The sequence below is a fragment of the Pseudomonas sp. P5_B2 genome (assembly GCF_056400445.1).
Genome location: NZ_JBFULH010000053.1, coordinates 1 through 18,072, shown reverse-complemented (window position 1 = coordinate 18,072; position 18,072 = coordinate 1). Strand labels below are relative to the sequence as shown.

Sequence of the window (18,072 nt, the reverse complement as noted above, 5' to 3'; positions counted from 1 at the left end):
GGTGGGGGTCGTAGACTCCTTATAAAAGTCAACGGGGTAGTCGGTGGCGAGTTGGGACATTGGGGAGAAGCGGCGAGGCGGAAGTTGAGTTGACATGGTGTAAATCCTTATAAAAAAAGAATTGCCACCTTTCTGCTGCGAAACAAGTGGGTGGCAGCTGTGCGCGGGTTCGCAGACCGGAAGATTTACACCAAGACCCGGCAGACCTGAAGGTCTCCCGCGCACAACCGCCATAAAACATTAAGCAGGCAGAGCCGGCTGCATCATGTAGTGGAGCCTGCGTTTGACTGGGAAGTAGTCGTGAAATCAGAGGTTGTTTAGTGTCAGGTAGACCTGGCGTGCCGGAATTGCGACTTCTGCGCAGTCGGACGCAGGCTTCACCACCTGCTACAGGATGCGCGCGCGTTTAGAAATGCGGCGAGGGTTAGGGCGGCTTCGCCGCCCAGCGGGAGCAAGCTCCCTCGCCACAGAGGGTGGTTTCCTACATGATTTTCGGAAGGGAAGATTCAAGTCTGGTGATCTCCAATAGCCCTGCGCGGAGCGGGTTGGCCAGAAACGACAAAGCCCCGAATCAGCGGGGCTTTGTATTTGGATCACGCAGTTTTCAGATCCTCAGCGCACATGATTCAGCGTCACTGTCTGGCCTGCGGCGAATGCCGGTTGTGTTCGGTGTGTTTCGGCCCCGCCAATGCCCATGCCACGACCCCAATCAGTGGCACAAACACGATCACCACGATCCACAAGAGTTTGTTGCTGGATTTGCCTTCGGCTTTTCGGACTCGGTTGATTGCCCATAGCTCGATAAGCAGAAGAACTGCTGTGAGTACGATCCAGATTGTTTCGATGTGCATGCGTCACCCTCCTGATAGTCATTCAGTTAGGTGAATTGCTGTGGGCTGGGTTCATTAAATTTCAGTTTTTTTGTGAGGTTCCTACAGGGGGATTTTTGAACGGCTATTGCGCTTTCCAGTGCCCACCGCCCGACTCGCAATCAATCTTCGCCTGACCCAGGTGTTCGGCACTGTAGTAGTAAGTCGTGACTTTTGCCTTGTCGGGGATGTTCAGCGAGGTGCTGTTCTTGTCCTTGCTGGTGGCGTGTGGGTTGGCCAGTGATTCCTGTGTCAGGGTGGCGATGCACGTGGCCTGGTAGTGATCGTCGCACTGAACGACTTTTTTCTTGGTGCTGGTGAGCATTTCTTTGCTTTCGTTGCTGCAAGACCAGTCGATGGCGTTCACCGGCATGCCGTCGTACTCGTAGCAGCTATGGGATTCAACCACTGGTATGGAAGGGCTTTGGGACCGGGTCTGGACGTCACAACTTTCAGCCATGACCAGCGTCGGGCTCAAGCAGGCGATCAGAAGCAGAAGTCTGGTCTTCATCGGGGTTTCCTCTCCAATGGCGCCTGACTTCGGCGCTATAGGGTTTCGAAAACGCGATGGGCTGCAGGGTTCAATTGGTTTTTTGATCCGCTACAGCCTTCAGCTCAACGCCTCAATGCATCTTGCTGTGATCCATCATCCCGAGTGCCCGAGCCTCGGCTTGTACTTCGATGGTTTCCTGCTCGCCCTTGGCGTTTTTCACGGTGAGGGTCAGCGGCACTTTATCGCCTTCTTTAACCTGAGCGGTCAGGTCGATCAGCATCACGTGGTAGCCATGTGGGTCGAAGCTCACAGGCTTGCCCGCCGGCAGCGCCACGGACTCGACCATGCCCATTTTCATCACGTCGTCTTTCATGCTCATTTGGTGAATCTGCACTGTTTTAGCCACCGGCGATTGAACGCTCAGCAGGGTGCTGTCGCTGTCGGCTTGCAAGGTCATGAAGGCGCCGGTGGACGGTTGGTCGGCAACGGTCGCGCGGACCCAGGCGTCGCGGACCTGGGTTTGCGCCGACACCTGGAAGGCCAGGCCAATCAGCGACAGGCCCAAGACCAGTTGTTTGATGCGTTTGAAGGATGTTGATGTCATTAGCAGACCTCCATGACGGTGAGCAGGTCTTCTGCGCACTCTTGGGCGGTAAGGGACGCGGACAGCCCCAGGCGCAGGTTGCCCCGGGAGTCGAAGACGTAACTGGTCGCGGTGTGGGAGAGGGTGTAGCTCGAACCGCTGGGGACTTTTTCGAAGAACACGCCGAATTCCTTGGCGGTGTTGGCGGTTTCTTCCAGCGTGCCATGCAGTGCCTCGAACGTCGGGTCGAATGATTTGACGTATTTGTCGAGCATCTGCGGCGTGTCGCGTTCCGGGTCCAGGGTGATGAAGATCACTTGCAGCTTTTCGCCATCGCGGCCCATCAGTTTTTTCGCTTGGGCGGCGCGGGCCAAGGTGGTCGGGCACACGGCCGGGCATTGGGTGAAGCCGAAGAAAACCATCGGCATCAACCCGCGATAGCTGGTCAGCATCCGGGATTCGCCATCGGCGTCCTTGAGCTTGAAGGTACGGCCCATGATCTTGTCGCTGAGGTCCTTGCCGTACTTGAACGACAGTTTGCTGCTGTCATCGCAACCGGCCAGCAGGCCGAGGCTTAACAGGCTCATGCCCTGCAGGACAGTGCGACGGGTATACAACGTACTCATGGGGGAAAATCCTGTGTAGCGAGGTGAAATCTACGGCGCCTGATAGATCAGACGAAAAAAGCGCGTGGATATTAACAAACTGTTGCGCTGAGCTGCGCATTGTCGGACCGGCGAGGGTTGCAGTACAGAGACAGAAGGGGCAGAAAACTACGGATCAGTGGCTGCCCGGCATGTAGCCATAACACGATCCCGTAGCAGCTGCCGAGCCTGCGAGGCTGCGTCCGGCTGCGCAGGCTTGGCAGCTGCTACACGGTTGGCGTTACAGATAAACGGGTGGTGTTGCGGCTGCGTAGACACATTCCAGATACATAAGTGCGGTTTGATGGGGATGTCCCAAACCACAATGAGAGCATTGCCATGTACCGAAAACTACAGCAAGCAGCCAGCTTCCTCAGCCAAGGCGCGCGTTTGATGGTCGGCGTCCCGGACTACGATAACTACGTCGCGCAAATGGCGCTCAAACACCCGGACCAGCCGGTCATGAGCCTTTCGATGTTTATTCGTGAGCGTCAGGAGGCCCGATACGGCGGCAAGCAGTGTACGACGCGTTGCTGCTGAACGCCTCTGCTAACGCACCAAGCTTCTGCGCCACTTGCGTCACTGCGCAATGAAATCGCGAATCGCCTGAATGGTCGGCGTCGGCGCTTCCTCCATCAGCCAGTGACCCGCCCCCGGGATCACCACTTCGGTCACGTTGTCCGCCGCGTTGCGCATCACGATCGCTTCATTGGCCCCAAAGGATTTTTCCCCGCCGATGGCCAGCACCGGCATCGTCAGCCGCGTTTTCATCGAGGCTTCGTTGTCCACGGCGTCCTGACGAATGCTGCCGAACTGGGCGAAGGCCGCGTGCATCACACCGGGGCGGGCATAGAGCTTGGCGTAATGCTGGCGGGTGGCTTCATCGACTTTGCTGCGGTCGCCCGCGAATTCGTTCCAGAACCGGTCCAGATAGATGCGTTCACGACCGGCCACCAAGCGCTCGGCGTCCGGTCCGCCAAAGTCGAAGTGCCAAAGCATCGGCGAGCGCACGATATCGTTCCAGGGCGGGATGCCGGGCACCGGCGCGTCCATTACTACGAGGCGATCCGTAAGCTGCGGATAACGCGAGGCGTAGGCGAAGGCGACCATGGTGCCGATGTCATGGCCGATGACCACAGCATGCTCAATCCCCAATGCGGCCAACACGCCACGGATGTCACCCGCCTGGGTCTTTTTGTCATAGCCACCGTCCGGGATCGACGACAGCCCCAGGCCGCGCAAGTCCGGCACCACAACGGTGTGGTCCTTGGCCAGGTCGGCCGCCAGTGGCGCCCACATGTCGCCGGTGTCACCAAAGCCATGCAGCATCACCACGGCCGGCCCTTTGCCGCCGACGCGCACATGGATTTTCACACCGTCAACGGTGATGTCCTGGGTATGAAAAGCCGCAGGGAATGGCATCACCCCGGCCAGTGCCGGGAGGCTGAGTGCAAGCAGCAATGAAGCGGTCAGCAGGCTGCGCAACATAAGGGTCTCCCAAGGTTTGCGTGGGGAAGTGGAGTACCTGAAGCAGCGTAGACCGCTTTACGAGGGCTTCAGCCTTATTGCACGCGATTTTCCATGGTCACCTTCAGCGCCTCGCTCACCAGCGCCGCCACAATCGGTTCTGAAGTCGAGCGCATCTCTTCACCGACAGTGGTTTGCTGTGCTTTTACTTTTTCCACGTATTGCGAGGCGGGTCCTTCAGCGACGAGCGATGCCAGTTCTACTTCAGAGAACGACTTCTCATAGGCCCGCGCCAGGTTCTCGTCCCATTCCGTCTGGTACTTGGGCAGCAACGCGGTGATTTCCTCGGACACGATACGGTTGGCATCGTCAGCCCCCAGCTTCTCGACAATCACCGAGTAGGGCACTGTTCCCTGCGCCGTCGACAGTGCAAGGGCCGGCAGATTACTGCCCATGTGGGCCTTGGCGACGAGGGTGCGGGCTTCATTCAGGGCGGGCGTACCCTCAGAGGCTGAATTTGAAAAGGCGAATAACAGGGTCAAGGCGCATAACAGGGTCAAGGCGATAGCAGCAGTAGAATTTCGATGCACGTTTAGGCTCCATGGGTGAGTGCTGAAACAAGGGCATCAGAACAGCGTAGCCCAGGCTCATCGAGTCACCATTGGTTTGATCAATACTCATCATCAAGCAATGCAAGTTCTGTTTTTTCGCCAAGCGAGGAGGATAGCCACATACCAAACTCGCCCTTGAAGGAACCTGCGCGATGAGAATGTCTACCTTGCTGGCTTTTATTGCCGTATTCACCGGCAGCGTCGCCGCCACTGGCCCGGCTTACGCGGCTGACCCGTCTTGCCATTTCCTGCCGATCGCCGACAGTACAAGCGGCCTGCAGCATGCCCGATCGGTAGGCGTGCTCTACAGCGAAAACACCCTCAACACCCTCCAATACCTTGAGCAGTACCATGCGGTTGCGGTGAACGGCGCGAAGAATCCGCAGCTGGATTCGCGCATCAGCAACGCCTTCGTCAACAGCTCCGATCCGAAGCTTGCGATCAACTGGCTCATGGGCTCGCTGCAAAAACAATTCGGCTCGGTGACCGTCTACGACAACCTCGACGCGCTGGTGCAAGCCCATCCCGATGTCGTGGTGATGCTGGACACCTACAGCCGTCTGGTGTCCAAGCGTAATAATCAGGTCGAAGCACGCTTTATGGCCAAATTCTACGATGCAGACCTGCAGTACATCGGCCAAGCCGAAGGCTCACGCGCACAGCAAATGCCTTCGGTCTGGGTGCATGGCAAAGCGGCGCCGGAGATTGCGGCGCAAATCGACCAGCAAACCGATTTGCAAGTGAACGCGCTGAAGCAATTTGATGCTTCGCTCAAGGCGTTGGTGAAGTCGGGCAGTGTGGCGCACGTTGCCATTAACTGACCCGGCTCCGGTGTTCAAGCCTGGGTTGTCATCACCGGTTGCTACGCCGCGCCACGCCGGCAACGCTGACCGGTGAAAGAGGGCGTCCGACTTCTGCCTGGGCTTGGGAAATAGCGCTGTGTACGCCGGGGATCGACAGGGTTTCACCGACTTCAAGCGCTGCGATCAGCACAAAGCCGCCCAGTAGCAAACCGCCTGTTTTTATCAAAACGTTCATTTGGCAGGTCCTCGCACAAAGTTCTTCGGCAACGCATCGCCGGGGAGGTCTTTCAAATCGATTTTCTGCGCATTCGTTGAGTTGTTAAAGGTGAAATCGTCAGCGGCAACTTCATCGCCGGTCTTCCAGTTACTGAACTGAATGCTGTACTGCGGCCCGCCCGCGACCTGTTTTGAGGTGATGACGTAGCGGCAAGGGTAAGGACGTTCACCTTGGGCGATCCAGATCTGCCAATCCACGGCTTTGCTTCTGAATGCCAGGTGATCGCACTCGACGCCACCGATCACGCCACTGCCCAAGTCCTTTATGTTGGTCACGCCCTTCATTAACGACTCTTGAGGGTTGGTCACGAACAGGTCGGCACCGGCCAAAGGTCGGTCGTACTTTTCCCTTAATTCATCAATCAAATGATCCAGCGTGCCGGGCACAGCCACTTGCGTATAAGTGTTGGTGTTCTTGCCGAACAAGGTCAGGGTAGTGCCGTCAAACAGCATTTCCATGTCGACAAATCCACCCGCACGCGTGTTGCGCATCTTGTCGGGGCGGCTGATGACGGTCGCGCCGGAAGCGGCCAGCGCAAGGTTCTGTTTTTCCTTGGTGATGACTTCAAAGTTTGTGTCGTAGTTGAACGATATGTTTTTTTGCGCGGTCAGGTAGTCGGACATGCTCTTGAGCAGATTTTTCGCGTACGCCTCATCGGCATGGGCGGCGATAGGAATGCTCAATCCCACTATTAAAGCCAATCCGGCGCCGGCGAAGCGGATTGTCGAGGATTCGATTAACTGTCGGGCGATCTTGTCCATGGAAGTTCACCGCTGTGAGAATACCGGATTGCTCGGTGTGGACTTACAACGTTAGTCCCATCACACAAGTAATGAACGACCACTCATCCGGGCTAATTCTTTAGCGGACAGGTCCGAGTTATTCAAGGCAATTGATCAAGTGACCGACAGCCTCTGCTTCGACAGCCCCATCGAGCCCAACTTCGGCAAAAACCGCGCAACTGGCGGTGTCGTCGCCTTTGGCGCAGCGGTAGACCGCGATCACGCTGCCCGGTCCACAGCCGGTGTGCCCACTTAATATCAATCCACCTTCGACCGCGCCTTGCATCAGCCCCAGGGCGTAGCCAGGCGCAACCCAGGGTCGTCCGGCCATCGGACCGCCAAGCATCCGCGCCATTTGCATCTCTTGCAGTAACGACGACGGCAAGGTTTGGCCGGCCAGTAGACGATCCAGACAAAGCGCGGCTTCATCCAGCGGGCCGGCCAGCAGGCCGTGATAAACCCAGCCCGGATCGTACGCTTGCGCGGCGCCCATGCTCACGCCCTGCAGATCGGCTCGCTTCGTGACCAGGCGCACACGTGACAAACCGAGGGGTGAAAAAACCAGTCGGGTCAGCGCCTCGTCGAGCGTCAGTCCGGTCAGACGCTCGATGAAACTGGCTACGTACAAGTAACCCACGTTCGAATACCTCCAGCCGTCACCGGGTGCGTATCGCAATCGGGTCGCTTCCAGGCGTTGCAGCATGTCATCGGCGGGCCACGGCGTTTCGTTGCGCGCCACAGCGGCGTGGTACTCCGCCAGCTCGCCATAATCGGCCAACCCGGCTTCATGCCGCAGCACTTGGCGCAGGGTGAAGGGGCCTTCCGGCAGCGTATCGTCCAGATCAAACTTGCCATCACGCACCAGCGAAAGGGCTGCGGCGCACAGCACGGTTTTGGTAAAACTCCACCAGGGAACTGTCACGTCAGGCTGTGCAGGCGTGAGCGGTGAACCGTTTGAGACAAGGGCGAAAAGCATGGGCGATGGCTGCTCTGGACGAAGGTGTCGTGGGAGTGTGCCAGAAACCCTCGATTGAGTTTTATCGGCGGCTTGGCTAACCTCGCACAAACCCGCACTATCAGGCATAAACATGCACGATCAGCACGCTGCAACCGAACTACCTTCAGTGCGCCGGCAAAAAATCCTCCTGCTCCTTGAGCGCGACGGCAAGGTCATGGCCTCCGAGCTCAGCCAGCATTTCGCTGTTTCCGAAGACACCATTCGCCGCGATCTGTCAGAACTCGCCAGCGCCGGGTTGGTGCAACGGGTGCATGGCGGGGCGTTGCCGCGGCCTAAAGACACGGGCAAGGATTTCTTCACCCGGGTTGGTGAAACCGATGAGGTGAAAACGCAGCTGGCACAACTCGCCGCACGCCGGGTGCAGGATGGCCAGATTGTGATGTTCGACTCAGGCAGCACCACGCTGCAAATCGCGCGGTCGCTGCCCTCGGACATTGCCATCACGGCCGTGACCGCCTCGCCAATGATCGCCATCGCCTTGGCCGAGTACAAAGGCATCAAAGTGATCCTGGCCGGTGGTCAACTCAACCGCGCGACGATGTCGGCCAGCGGGCATGAAACCCTGCGGCTGATCGAGGGCATCAAGGCGGATCTGCTGTTCATTGGCATCTGCGCGATTCACCCGGAAGTCGGCATCAGCTCGCTGCATTTCGATGAGGCGCCGGTGAAGCAGGCGATGATCGACAGCGCATCGCACGTGGTGGCGGTGACCACGGCGGACAAACTGGGCGCGGTGGAGCCATTCGTTGTCGCGCCGTGCAATCGCATCCACACGCTGATCACCGAGCAACAGGTGGCGTCGGGCAACATTGAGGATTATCAGCGGTTGGGTATCGAGGTGATTCAGGTGGATGCCTGAACTCAACCATGCCCGAGCGCAATCGCAAACGACACGACGATGAAGCAGGCAAAGGCAAAATTCAGGTTCATGAAGGTATCGTCCGACGTATTCGAGATGTCGCCATCTTGAATACGTCGGAGGAAAATAAAAAATTCGGCTTGGTGATGTGAATGATCGAAGGAATTGATACCTGCGGCCTGTGCTGACAGCACGCCTTCTAAGCCAGATACTTGCGAAACCAGGCGATCGTCCGGTCCCACGCCAGTTTGGCTGCGGCCTCATCGTAGCGAGGCGTCGAGTCGTTATGAAAACCATGGTTAACGCCCGGATAAATATAGGCCTCATAGGTTTTGCCGGCGGCTTTCAACGCTGATTCGTACGCTGGCCATCCATCATTGATGCCTTTGTCCAACTCGCCGTAATGCAGCAGCAAGGGCGCGTTGATCCTGGCCACATCCTCCGCTTTAGGCTGGCGACCATAAAAAGGCACGGCTGCCGCCAGTTCCGGATAGGCCACGGCCGCCGCGTTGGAGACACCCCCGCCGTAGCAAAAGCCGGTGATGCCGACTTTCCCCGTGGTCGCGTCGTTTTTCGATAGCCACTCGATGCCGGCGAAAAAATCATTCATGAGTTTTTCGGGGTCGACCTTCGCCTGTAGCTCGCGGCCCTTGTCGTCGTTGCCGGGGTAGCCGCCGACCGAGCTCAGACCGTCGGGGGCGAGGGCGATGAACCCGGCTTTGGCGAGGCGTCGGGCGACGTCTTCGATGTACGGATTGAGCCCACGGTTTTCATGTACGACCAGCACAGCCGGCACTTTGCCGGTGACTTTGGCCGGGCGCACCAGATAGCCGCGCACATTGCCGTGGCCCTTGGGTGAGGGGTAGGTGATGTACTCGGCGATGATGTCCGGGTCGGTAAACTCGACTTGTTCGGCAAGCGCATAGTTGGGGCTCAGGGAGGCGAGCAGGGCGCCGGCGGTCAAACCGCCCAAGGCGAATAACGCCGCGCGATCGAGAAACTCGCGCCGGTTGATCTTGCCATGGACGTAGTAATCGTAGAGTTCGAGCAGTTCGGGGGCGAAATCTTTGGCGGTGAGACGTTCCATAGGGGCGTTTCCCGTTTGTTAAAGATTCAATCCAGTAAAGCAGCGTTTGCCGCACACCCCGGACAATTTGTCCGGGGTGTAGCAAACCGTGGGTCGTACGGACTAATGCCCGCCCACCACCATGTGGCTGAACGGCGCCACATACGCCTGCAACGTCACCAACCCACCGACCATAATCGCCAGCACGATCGAGTGGAAGAACACATACCGCAGAATTTCCCCTTCATGCCCGTACCAGCGCGTTGCCGTGGACGCCACCACAATCGACTGCGCGTCGACCATTTTGCCCATGACCCCGCCAGAACTGTTCGCCGCCGCCATCAGCACCGGGCTGAGCCCCAGTTGTTCGGCGGTCACCCGTTGCAAGCCGCCGAACAGCACGTTGGACGCGGTGTCGGAGCCAGTCAGGGCCACGCCGAGCCAGCCGAGGAGGGTGCCAAACATGGGGTAGAAAATACCGGTCGCGGCGAAGGCCAGGCCCATGGTGGCGTCCAGTCCCGAGTAACGCGTGAGGTAACCCAGGGCCAGCATCGCCACAATGGTGATCAGCGAGTAGCGCACCACCCATATCGTTCGCAGGTAATGGCGTACCAGTTGCGGAATCGAGTAGCCCATCAGCAGGCCGCCGAGGATGGCAGAGAGCAAGATGCCGGTACCGGTGGAGGTGAACCAGGTGAACTTGTAGATCGCGTCCTCGGTTTTAGGTGCAGGCACCACCGGCGGTACTTTTTCAACCTGCTGGTGCAGGTTGGTAAAGGTCACGATCGGGGCGAAGATCGGGTTCGCCTCGCGCATCGGTTTGCCTTGCGGGTCGAGTTTGGCCGAGCTGGTGGCCGGATCGATCGCCGGGCGAGTATCGAACATGTTTTTGAAGCTCTGTGTGCCCCAGGCGAAGACGAAGACCGTGAGAATGATCCACGGCATCCAGGCGCGCATCACCGCCGGTTTGGCATCGCTGGCAAAGGTCGCGCTGACCTCGGGCGTGTGCTGATGCTCTTCGTCGATCTTCGAGTTGTCGACGCGTCCGGTCAAGGCGGCCGAGGTGTGCACCGTGGCGGGTTTCCAGACCCTGAGGAAACCCGTCAGGCAGGCCATGGAAATCAGCGCGGCGATCACGTCTACGAGCATCGGGCCGTGGTAGTTGGATACCAGGAATTGCGGTACCGCGAAGCTGACCCCGGCCACGAGAATCGCCGGCCAGATTTCCAGCATTTTGCGCCAACCGGCGAAGGCCCAGATCAACCAGAACGGCACCAGGACCGAGAAGAAGGGTAGCTGGCGACCGACCATCATCGACAGCTCCATTTCATCCAGCCCGGTCACTTTGGCCAACGTAATGATCGGCGTGCCCAGTGCGCCAAACGCAACCGGTGCGGTATTGGCGATCAAGGCCAGGCCGGACGCGGCCAAAGGTGAGAAGCCGAGCCCGATCAGGATCGCACCGGTCACCGCCACCGGTGTACCGAAGCCGGCCGCGCCCTCGAAAAACGCGCCGAAACAGAAGGCGATCAGCAGCAATTGCAGTCGTCGGTCGTCGGTGATGCGCGCCAGGGAATCCTGCAGCACTTTGAACGAGCCGTTCTCGGTGGTCAGTCGGTGCAGGAAGATGATGTTGAGCACGATCCAGCCAATCGGCAGCAAGCCGTTGGCAGCGCCGAACAACGCCGCCGAGCCGGCCATGCCCGCCGGCATGCCGAAAGCCAGGATCGCAATCACCAGGGCAGACGCCAGCGCGAGTAACGCAGCCATGTGCGCCTTGATGTGGAAAAACGCCAGGGCGGCCAGCATCACCACCACCGGCACGGCGGCCATGAGGGTTGAAATGACCGGGTTACCGAAGGGATCGTAGACTTGCTGCCAAACCATGTTCCACCTCTGCTTTTTATTGTCGGTAGTGCAGGCCCCGGGCGGGGTTGGTGGAAAGCAGTATAGGTGGCATTCCGCCCCTGTCTCGGGAGGTACGTCTTTGTTGAAACGTGCCGTGCCGGGCAATGATCCCGGGCGAACTTCTACTACGCTCAGAAAGGATGACTGACCCGATCCATTCACCACGAGAGGGAGACAGCAATGACTGAACGCCATGAGGAACACAAGGAGACGCTTTCCAACGGATGCTCGATCAAGGTCACAGCCGAGATACTGAAAGACGGCTCCTTGAAAATGCTGATCGGTGTGTACCGGCCGGACGGCTCGGTGATTGAAGAGGACCACCATCCATCCCCGCATTTGCTGGACATGGAGGCGGCGATGGACTGGGCCATCGAAAAGGCCAAAACCGTTGGCAACAGTCAGCAAACGCTGTAAGAGCGGCTGATCACTGCTCTGATCATCGTCCTTATTGCGTACCGAACATGGCCGTCCAGTAAATTCCCGCATCGCTCTTCGGGTCCACCGCGTAAGCGGCGCCGAGTTCACGGAACTGTGGATTCATCAGGTTGGCGCAATGACCGGGGCTGGCCAGCCAGCCGTCGACCACCTTGCGCACGGTGTCTTGTCCGGCGGCAATGTTCTCGCCTATCTGCTGGAAGTTGTAACCCGCCAGTTCCGCGCGGTCACCGGGCGTGCGGCCATCACGGTCCTTGTGATCGAAAAAGTTGCCGTTGGCCATGGCCCGGGAGTGGGTTTCGGCGGCAGACGCCAACAGGGCGTTCCAGGCCAGCGCTGTGGTCGCGGCAAACGCCTGGCCGCCGCATTTACGCGGTTGGGTGCGCGCGGCGTTGAGCTCGACCAACAGCTTCTGGCCTTCGGCGGCGGCATCGCCCTGGCGCGCGGGTAACAGGGGACGGGCGAGCACGATTCGCCAATCGTTGCCTTGGCGGCTGACACCGATGTCGATGAATTTTGGGTCCAGCACCACCTGGCAGAAGCTTTCCTGCACCGCCATCATCGCCGCTTGCGCATCACGTGGGCCGGTCAGGGTAATCGCTTGCACATTGAACATCGGATATGACGCACGGACCATGGCCTGCTGCAAGTCGACCGGTCCTCTGGCCGGTAATACCAGACGCGGATCGCTGCTTAGCGGTGGCAACTCTGACGAGACCTGACCGGCGCAATTCTGCGTCAGGCTGCGAAAGGCGTTGATCGAGTCGGTCAGCTGCGTTTCCTCCGACGCCACGGCCGTATTGGCAAGCACCAGACCCAGCGACAACCCCGAAATGCGCATAGCGGATGATAAGACGTGCATGAAAACCCCCTCGGACGGACTGTGCCCATGATGCGCGAACTCCCCCCGTACAAGGCAATGGCTTTTTTGCAGTTTATGACTCCGTAGCTGACATGATTTCGCTACTACACTATGCCGACGCCTACCTGAGTGTTTGCACTATGCCCGTCAATTGGATCGTCGCGGTGCTCGTCGTTTCACTGCTCGCCGGACAGGCCATAGCGGACGATCAAAAGGTGGCGGAAGACAAGGCGCAGGTGCTGGAACACAAGGCGGCAGAGAAGGGCAGCAATGTGCCGGTGCCCAAGTCCCAGACCATCACCCCGACCGAAGTCCAGGCCGTCGACCCGGCCGGCAAGTCCCCGCTGGACGATGCGATTACTTGTATGGCCCGCTCCATTTACTGGGAAGCCAAAGGCAAGAACGCGGCGGATATGGAAGCGGTGGCCAGCGTGGTGATGAACCGCCTAGGCCACGAAGGTTTTCCTGACACCGTGTGCGCGGTGGTCAAGCAAGGTTCCGAAACCAAAAACTGCCAGTTTTCCTGGTGGTGCGACGGGCGCCCGGACAAGGTCCAGGAAGAAACCCAATATGAGTTGGCCAAGGAAATCGCGCGCAAGGCGCTGAACAAGCAGCTGCCGGATCGTACAGGCGGCGCGATGTACTTCCATGACAAGACGGTGAAGCCGGTCTGGGCCAGGAAGTACATCAAAACGGCGAGTATCGGGTTGTTCGTGTTCTACAAACCCAATAACGGGAAGGCGAAGTAGTGATAAAGCCCTTACACATCACGACCATGCGCGGCGGCGGCCAGTTGCCCGGTATCGACCCGAACAAAAACCGAATCACCTACGGCCGTGAGCACGCCGTCGGCGAAGATCTCGCAGATGACCCGGGTCTTGCGCCCGACATCGCCCTCAACCCTGGCGCGCAAGGTCAGCGCAACGCCCATCGGCGTCGGTTTGATGAACTTGATCCCAAGGTTGCCGGTGACGCAGTCGATGCGCGGCAGTGAGCCCGGTTCGCGGTTTTCTGCCTGGTAGTGGTAAGCCATGGCGGTCCAGTTGGAGTGGCAATCCACCAACATCGCAATCAATCCGCCGTACACCAGATCCGGCCAGCCGCAGTATTTGGCGTCGGGCAGATGCTCGGCAACGACGTGAACGCCATCTTCGTGCCAGTGGCTTTTGACGTGCAGCCCGTGAGGGTTACGGCTGCCGCAGCCGTAGCACACGCCATCCGGTGCGGCGCTGTCTTGCATGGAAATGTCGAGCATTGTGATCCCTTGTTGTGCTTTGAAAGTCCTCTGCGATTAAAACGCTGGGACGAGGTTAAGTCCATTGCGCCATCCGGGTAATGCCGCAATCCTTGTGGGAGCGAGCCTGCTCGCGATGGCGGTGTAACAGTCGACATCAATGTTGAATGTMAGTCCGCTATCGCGAGCAGGCTCGCTCCCACAGGTTTTGCGCCTTGCCTTAATGATCGCCATTAGTCCATCCGGGTGCTTATTTTCAATACCGGTGCAGTTCACCGCAGAGTAGAGTCCTGCTCAGATGGCTTGAAACCTGCCATACCACATTTACGGACAACCACTGTGCTCAACATCGGACTCATCGTTTACCCCGGTTTCCAGGTACTCGGCCTGGCCATGTGCGCGACATTCGAATTGGCCAACAACAGTGCCGACGAGCCGGTGTACAGCCTTTCGCTGTTATCCGAGCAGGGTGGCATGGTGCAGACCTCCGCCGGTTTCGGTGTGGAAACCCGCGCATTCGATCAGCGTGCGTTCGACACGCTGCTGGTGATGGGCGACAACCTGGTCCGGCCAACGTCGCCGGGCATGGTTGCGTTTTTGCGCAGCGCCAGTGCGTCTACCCGGCGTCTGGGGTCGATCTGTACCGGGGCAATTGCACTGGCCGAAGCGGGTTTGCTGGAGGGTCGACGGGCGACCACTCACTGGTGTCATGCACCGGCCTTGCAGCGGGCGTATCCAAAGGTGCTGGTCGAAGAGGACCGCATCTTCATCAATGACGGCAATATCTGGACCGCCGCCGGAATGAGTGCCTGTGTCGACCTGGCTCTGGCGCTGGTTGAATCGGACCTTGGTGCCGACGTTGCACGCACGGTGGCGCGCCAATTGGTGGTGTATCACCGCCGCGCGGGTGGCCAGTCGCAGTTTTCGGTGATGCTGGAACTCGAACCGAAGACCGACCGGATCCAGGCGGCGTTGACCTATGCCAAACAACACTTGAAATCCGCGTTATCGGTGGAGGAGTTGGCCAGCGCGGCCCATCTGAGTCCCCGGCAATTCAGTCGGGTGTTCCATGCCGAAACCGGTCAAACGCCGGCCAAAGCCATCGAAAACCTGCGGGTGGAAGCGGCGCGATTGATGATGGAAACCGGTCGACACGCCATCGATGTGGTGGCGACGCAAACCGGGTTTGGCGACCGGGAGCGCATGCGCCGGGCGTTTATTCGTGCGTTCGGACAGCCGCCACAGGTCATTCAGCGCGCTAATCGGTCGATGTCCTGAAAGGTGGTGTATTTGGCATTTAAGACAAAATATTATTGCCGTAATCTCGATCTCGTTGAAGCCCAATCCCTCAGTGAGATCACCGCCATGACTATCATCAAAGCCGCTGCCGTCCAAATCGCCCCCGTGCTCTACAGTCGTGAAGGCACGGTAGAAAAGGTCGTTAACAAGATTCGCGAACTCGGCGAGAAGGGCGTGCAGTTCGCCGTTTTCCCGGAAACCATCGTGCCGTACTACCCGTATTTCTCCTTTGTGCAGGCGCCTTTCAAAATGGGTTCCGAGCATTACAAGCTGCTCGATCAGGCCGTGGTAGTGCCGTCGGCGACCACCGATGAAATCGGCAAGGYTGCCAGGGAAGCCAACATGGTGGTGTCCATCGGCGTCAATGAGCGCGATGGCAGCACGCTGTACAACACGCAGCTGCTGTTTGATGCCGACGGCACCCTGATCCAAGCGCGTCGCAAGATTTCGCCGACCTATCACGAACGCATGATCTGGGGCATGGGCGATGGCTCCGGCCTGCGCGCCACCGACAGTGCCGTCGGCCGTATAGGTCAACTGGCGTGCTGGGAGCATTACAACCCGCTGGCGCGGTATGCCTTGATCGAAGACGGCGAGCAGATCCACGCCTCGATGTACCCCGGTTCGTTTGCCGGTGAGCGCTTCACCCGTCAGATGGAAGTCAGCATCCGCATGCACGCGCTGGAATCGGCGTGCTTCGTGGTCAACTCGACCGCCTGGCTGTACCCGGAACAGCAAGCGCAAATCATGGCCGACACCGGTTGCGAGATCGGCCCGATTTCCGGCGGTTGTTACACCGCGATTATTGACCCGCAAGGCGAAGTGATCGGCGCGCTGACCGAAGGCGAAGGCGAGGTCATCGCTGACCTCGACTTGTTCGAGATCGAGATCCGCAAACGCCAAATGGACGGCCGTGGCCACTACAGCCGTCCGGAGATTCTGAGCCTGAACATCGACCGCACGCCCCATCGCCATGTTCATGAGCGTAATGCTCAGCCGGCGTTGGCCGTTACGGCTCAACCGGAAGAGCTGTGATCCGGTAAACGCGCCCAACAAAAAAGGCCCTTTCATCAAGCGATGAAGGGGCCTTTTTCATGGCAGACGGTTTTTACAGTTCCTGACCCAAAAAGATCAGCGTATTGCCATGCGCCTCGGCCGCTGCGCGCTGGTTGTAGCTGTCGCGGTGCGAGCAGTTGAAGCCATGTTCGGCTTCCGGATACACGACAATTTCCACGTTATCGTTGGTGTCGAAACGTTCGGCGATTTTCTCCACGGCTTCCAGCGGAATGTGGCTGTCCTGTTCACCGAAGTGCATCAGCAAAGGCACTTCAATGTCATCGGCGCGGTCCAGGTGATTCTGGATGCCGCCGCCGTAGTAGGCGACGGCCACTTCCACCAGTCCGTTGGCGGCGGTGAGGTACGAGAGCAGGCCGCCAAAGCAATAACCGATGGACGCGATGCCGCCATCGAGCCCTGGCTGGTCATCGAGCGCGTCGATAGCCAGTTTGATGTCGGCCTGGGCCTTGGTGATATCGGTGGCGTTCATCAACTCGACGGCGCGTTTCCAGCCCGATTCGTCGTAGGTCAGTTCGATGCGATGGCCGTTGCGCCAGAACAGGTCCGGCACGATCACCAGATAACCATCAGCGGCGTATTGCTCGGCGACCGAGCGGATGTGCTCGTTGACACCGAAGATCTCCTGGATCAGTACGATCCCCGGACCGCTTTGGGTATGAGGAATGGCCAGGTAAGCGCCGAACGTACCTTCGTCGCTGTCGATGTCGATCCATTGGGTGGTCACGCTCATGGGGGCTCCTGTCTACGCAAAGTGAGGTGAAGAGTGAAGCTTGCCACGGTAGCATCTCAACGATTGTGACGGCGCCAGAAAATTCGCGCCAGCAGCGTATCGAGGCTCAGCTTGCCGGCACCCGAGAGCAACAAGGGCATCAGGGCGGCGAGGTAGATCAGCGGCAGTTTGAAGTTGCCATGACCCTTGTTGCTGATGGCGTAACCTTGGGCAAGCTCACTTAATGTAGACCAATCGGCCGGCCAGTGAACGGCGGCTGTGGCGACCACAGTGACCACAATCAGGCTGATTGCCGATACCCGCGTGCCGAAGCCCACCAGAATGGCGAGGGCGCCAATCAGCTCGGCCCACATCGACAATTCCCAGTTCAGCGTGGCCGGCAGTTGGTCGAACGGAAACGGAAAACGCTCCTGGATGTCGGCAAACCAGTTGTCGCCGTTCCATTTTTCCAGGCCCGACTCAAAAAACTCCCAGGCGATGAACAATCGCAAGGTCAAGGGCGCGAGCCAGCTACCGGCGCGGTCGAGGTTCAGGTGCAGGCCTTTCACGGCCGATGCGAGTGAGATGTTCATGGGATTGATCTCCACTGAGTCTGGAATGCGGGGCCACGACGTGCCCCGCGCGACGGGTTACTCGCTGGCGCCGCACTTGCCTTCGCCACATTTGCCTTCGGCGGGTTTTTCCGCGGTGTCGGCCTGGACCTGGCTGTAGCCGTGGGCCAGTTGTTTCATGCTGAACGCTTCGGATTCGGAGGCCGAAGCGACGTTTGACAGGGCCAGGCCACCGGCGATGAGCAGGCCGAGGGTCAGGGAGGACGTTGAGAGTTTGAACATGGTGATACTCCGTAGCATTGAGTGAGTTGAGCGCGTTGATCGGCTTGGCCAATCGACAGGCGTAGTTCATCAAGCAGGTGTATCTGCGATGTGTCGTTGCGGGCGGGTTTTATGGGTGGGGTGTGTCAGGGGGCGGGCTGTATACACGCTGATACACAGCCACCACACATCTAAAAATGTGGGAGTGAACCCTGTGGCGAGGGGGCCCTTTGGTGAGGG

The 18,072-nt window shown here is 58.9% G+C and carries 24 protein-coding genes; 8 read left to right on the top strand and 16 right to left on the bottom strand.

Annotated elements, in window-relative coordinates:
* Positions 1 to 632: 632 nt before the first annotated feature.
* From AC1DRJ_RS08145 to AC1DRJ_RS08130, 4 genes are all read right to left on the bottom strand, one after another.
* A complete protein-coding gene (locus tag AC1DRJ_RS08145; protein ID WP_477801667.1) occupies positions 633 to 851 on the bottom strand; it encodes a PLD nuclease N-terminal domain-containing protein in 219 nt (72 codons plus the stop codon).
* A 103-nt stretch (positions 852 to 954) separates the two neighbouring features.
* Positions 955 to 1,380 (bottom strand): hypothetical protein, encoded by a 426-nt coding sequence (locus tag AC1DRJ_RS08140; protein WP_477801666.1) that lies wholly within the window; start codon positions 1,378 to 1,380, stop codon positions 955 to 957.
* Positions 1,381 to 1,492: 112 nt separating this feature from the next.
* Positions 1,493 to 1,966 (bottom strand): copper chaperone PCu(A)C, encoded by a 474-nt coding sequence (locus AC1DRJ_RS08135; protein ID WP_477801665.1) that lies wholly within the window; start codon positions 1,964 to 1,966, stop codon positions 1,493 to 1,495.
* The gene (locus AC1DRJ_RS08130) at positions 1,966 to 2,571 is read right to left on the bottom strand and encodes an SCO family protein (RefSeq protein WP_477801664.1); all 606 of its coding nucleotides are present in this window, start codon (positions 2,569 to 2,571) and stop codon (positions 1,966 to 1,968) included. The genes AC1DRJ_RS08135 and AC1DRJ_RS08130 overlap by 1 nt, the downstream gene beginning before the upstream one ends.
* Positions 2,572 to 2,928: 357 nt before the next feature.
* Between AC1DRJ_RS08130 and AC1DRJ_RS08125 the strand changes: the two genes are divergently transcribed.
* The gene (locus AC1DRJ_RS08125) at positions 2,929 to 3,129 is read left to right on the top strand and encodes a YbdD/YjiX family protein (protein ID WP_477801663.1); all 201 of its coding nucleotides are present in this window, start codon (positions 2,929 to 2,931) and stop codon (positions 3,127 to 3,129) included.
* A 39-nt stretch (positions 3,130 to 3,168) separates the two neighbouring features.
* Here AC1DRJ_RS08125 and AC1DRJ_RS08120 read toward each other — a convergent pair whose 3' ends face one another.
* A complete protein-coding gene (locus AC1DRJ_RS08120; protein WP_477801662.1) occupies positions 3,169 to 4,077 on the bottom strand; it encodes an alpha/beta fold hydrolase in 909 nt (302 codons plus the stop codon).
* Between the two features lie 74 nt (positions 4,078 to 4,151).
* Positions 4,152 to 4,598, bottom strand: a complete 447-nt coding sequence (locus AC1DRJ_RS08115) for a hypothetical protein (protein WP_477801661.1) — start codon at positions 4,596 to 4,598, stop codon at positions 4,152 to 4,154.
* Between the two features lie 221 nt (positions 4,599 to 4,819).
* On the opposite strand from AC1DRJ_RS08115, the gene AC1DRJ_RS08110 reads away from it, so the two are divergent.
* On the top strand, positions 4,820 to 5,488 hold the full coding sequence (locus tag AC1DRJ_RS08110; protein WP_477801660.1) for an ATPase: 669 nt from the start codon (positions 4,820 to 4,822) through the stop codon (positions 5,486 to 5,488).
* Between the two features lie 31 nt (positions 5,489 to 5,519).
* Here the strand turns inward: AC1DRJ_RS08110 and AC1DRJ_RS08105 are convergent, their stop codons facing one another.
* The 3 genes from AC1DRJ_RS08105 to AC1DRJ_RS08095 form a co-directional block, all read right to left on the bottom strand.
* The gene (locus tag AC1DRJ_RS08105; RefSeq protein WP_477801659.1) at positions 5,520 to 5,705 is read right to left on the bottom strand and encodes a hypothetical protein; all 186 of its coding nucleotides are present in this window, start codon (positions 5,703 to 5,705) and stop codon (positions 5,520 to 5,522) included.
* The gene (locus AC1DRJ_RS08100; protein WP_477801658.1) at positions 5,702 to 6,508 is read right to left on the bottom strand and encodes a DUF2092 domain-containing protein; all 807 of its coding nucleotides are present in this window, start codon (positions 6,506 to 6,508) and stop codon (positions 5,702 to 5,704) included. Before AC1DRJ_RS08100 ends, AC1DRJ_RS08105 begins: the two co-directional genes overlap by 4 nt.
* 118 nt (positions 6,509 to 6,626) lie before the next feature.
* Positions 6,627 to 7,505, bottom strand: coding sequence for a serine hydrolase domain-containing protein (locus AC1DRJ_RS08095; protein ID WP_477801657.1), 879 nt, complete (start codon positions 7,503 to 7,505; stop codon positions 6,627 to 6,629).
* Between the two features lie 112 nt (positions 7,506 to 7,617).
* Here AC1DRJ_RS08095 and AC1DRJ_RS08090 point away from each other — a divergent pair, with 112 nt between their 5' ends.
* Both AC1DRJ_RS08090 and AC1DRJ_RS08085 read left to right on the top strand, forming a co-directional pair.
* Complete coding sequence (locus AC1DRJ_RS08090) at positions 7,618 to 8,406, top strand: DeoR/GlpR family DNA-binding transcription regulator (protein ID WP_477801656.1); 789 nt, start codon at positions 7,618 to 7,620, stop codon at positions 8,404 to 8,406.
* Positions 8,407 to 8,414: 8 nt separating this feature from the next.
* Entirely contained in the window at positions 8,415 to 8,558 is a 144-nt protein-coding gene (locus AC1DRJ_RS08085; protein WP_477801655.1) for a hypothetical protein, read from the top strand.
* A gap of 47 nt (positions 8,559 to 8,605) precedes the next feature.
* Here the strand turns inward: AC1DRJ_RS08085 and yghX are convergent, their stop codons facing one another.
* Positions 8,606 to 9,493, bottom strand: coding sequence for a YghX family hydrolase (gene yghX / locus AC1DRJ_RS08080; RefSeq protein WP_477801654.1), 888 nt, complete (start codon positions 9,491 to 9,493; stop codon positions 8,606 to 8,608).
* 102 nt (positions 9,494 to 9,595) lie between these two features.
* Entirely contained in the window at positions 9,596 to 11,359 is a 1,764-nt protein-coding gene (locus tag AC1DRJ_RS08075) for an L-lactate permease (RefSeq protein WP_477801653.1), read from the bottom strand.
* Positions 11,360 to 11,560: 201 nt separating this feature from the next.
* Between AC1DRJ_RS08075 and AC1DRJ_RS08070 the strand changes: the two genes are divergently transcribed.
* Positions 11,561 to 11,797: a hypothetical protein gene (locus AC1DRJ_RS08070; RefSeq protein ID WP_477791104.1), complete on the top strand. Its 237-nt coding sequence runs from the start codon at positions 11,561 to 11,563 to the stop codon at positions 11,795 to 11,797.
* A gap of 31 nt (positions 11,798 to 11,828) precedes the next feature.
* Here AC1DRJ_RS08070 and AC1DRJ_RS08065 read toward each other — a convergent pair whose 3' ends face one another.
* Entirely contained in the window at positions 11,829 to 12,680 is an 852-nt protein-coding gene (locus AC1DRJ_RS08065) for a CAP domain-containing protein (protein WP_477801652.1), read from the bottom strand.
* Positions 12,681 to 12,820: 140 nt separating this feature from the next.
* On the opposite strand from AC1DRJ_RS08065, the gene AC1DRJ_RS08060 reads away from it, so the two are divergent.
* On the top strand, positions 12,821 to 13,429 hold the full coding sequence (locus tag AC1DRJ_RS08060) for a cell wall hydrolase (RefSeq protein ID WP_477801651.1): 609 nt from the start codon (positions 12,821 to 12,823) through the stop codon (positions 13,427 to 13,429).
* Positions 13,430 to 13,440: 11 nt separating this feature from the next.
* Here the strand turns inward: AC1DRJ_RS08060 and AC1DRJ_RS08055 are convergent, their stop codons facing one another.
* Positions 13,441 to 13,935 (bottom strand): PaaI family thioesterase, encoded by a 495-nt coding sequence (locus AC1DRJ_RS08055; RefSeq protein WP_477801650.1) that lies wholly within the window; start codon positions 13,933 to 13,935, stop codon positions 13,441 to 13,443.
* A 318-nt stretch (positions 13,936 to 14,253) separates the two neighbouring features.
* On the opposite strand from AC1DRJ_RS08055, the gene AC1DRJ_RS08050 reads away from it, so the two are divergent.
* Both AC1DRJ_RS08050 and AC1DRJ_RS08045 read left to right on the top strand, forming a co-directional pair.
* Positions 14,254 to 15,192, top strand: a complete 939-nt coding sequence (locus AC1DRJ_RS08050) for a GlxA family transcriptional regulator (protein ID WP_477801649.1) — start codon at positions 14,254 to 14,256, stop codon at positions 15,190 to 15,192.
* A gap of 87 nt (positions 15,193 to 15,279) precedes the next feature.
* A complete protein-coding gene (locus tag AC1DRJ_RS08045) occupies positions 15,280 to 16,248 on the top strand; it encodes a nitrilase-related carbon-nitrogen hydrolase (RefSeq protein WP_477801648.1) in 969 nt (322 codons plus the stop codon).
* Between the two features lie 73 nt (positions 16,249 to 16,321).
* On the opposite strand, the gene AC1DRJ_RS08040 is transcribed toward AC1DRJ_RS08045, so the two are convergent.
* Genes AC1DRJ_RS08040 through AC1DRJ_RS08030 form a run of 3 tightly spaced genes read right to left on the bottom strand, consistent with a single transcriptional unit; the run spans position 16,322 to position 17,853 of the window.
* Complete coding sequence (locus AC1DRJ_RS08040) at positions 16,322 to 17,020, bottom strand: dienelactone hydrolase family protein (protein ID WP_477801647.1); 699 nt, start codon at positions 17,018 to 17,020, stop codon at positions 16,322 to 16,324.
* A 56-nt stretch (positions 17,021 to 17,076) separates the two neighbouring features.
* On the bottom strand, positions 17,077 to 17,592 hold the full coding sequence (locus AC1DRJ_RS08035) for an HvfX family Cu-binding RiPP maturation protein (protein WP_477801646.1): 516 nt from the start codon (positions 17,590 to 17,592) through the stop codon (positions 17,077 to 17,079).
* A gap of 57 nt (positions 17,593 to 17,649) precedes the next feature.
* The gene (locus AC1DRJ_RS08030; protein WP_477791111.1) at positions 17,650 to 17,853 is read right to left on the bottom strand and encodes an HvfA family oxazolone/thioamide-modified RiPP metallophore; all 204 of its coding nucleotides are present in this window, start codon (positions 17,851 to 17,853) and stop codon (positions 17,650 to 17,652) included.
* Positions 17,854 to 18,072 lie beyond the last annotated feature (219 nt).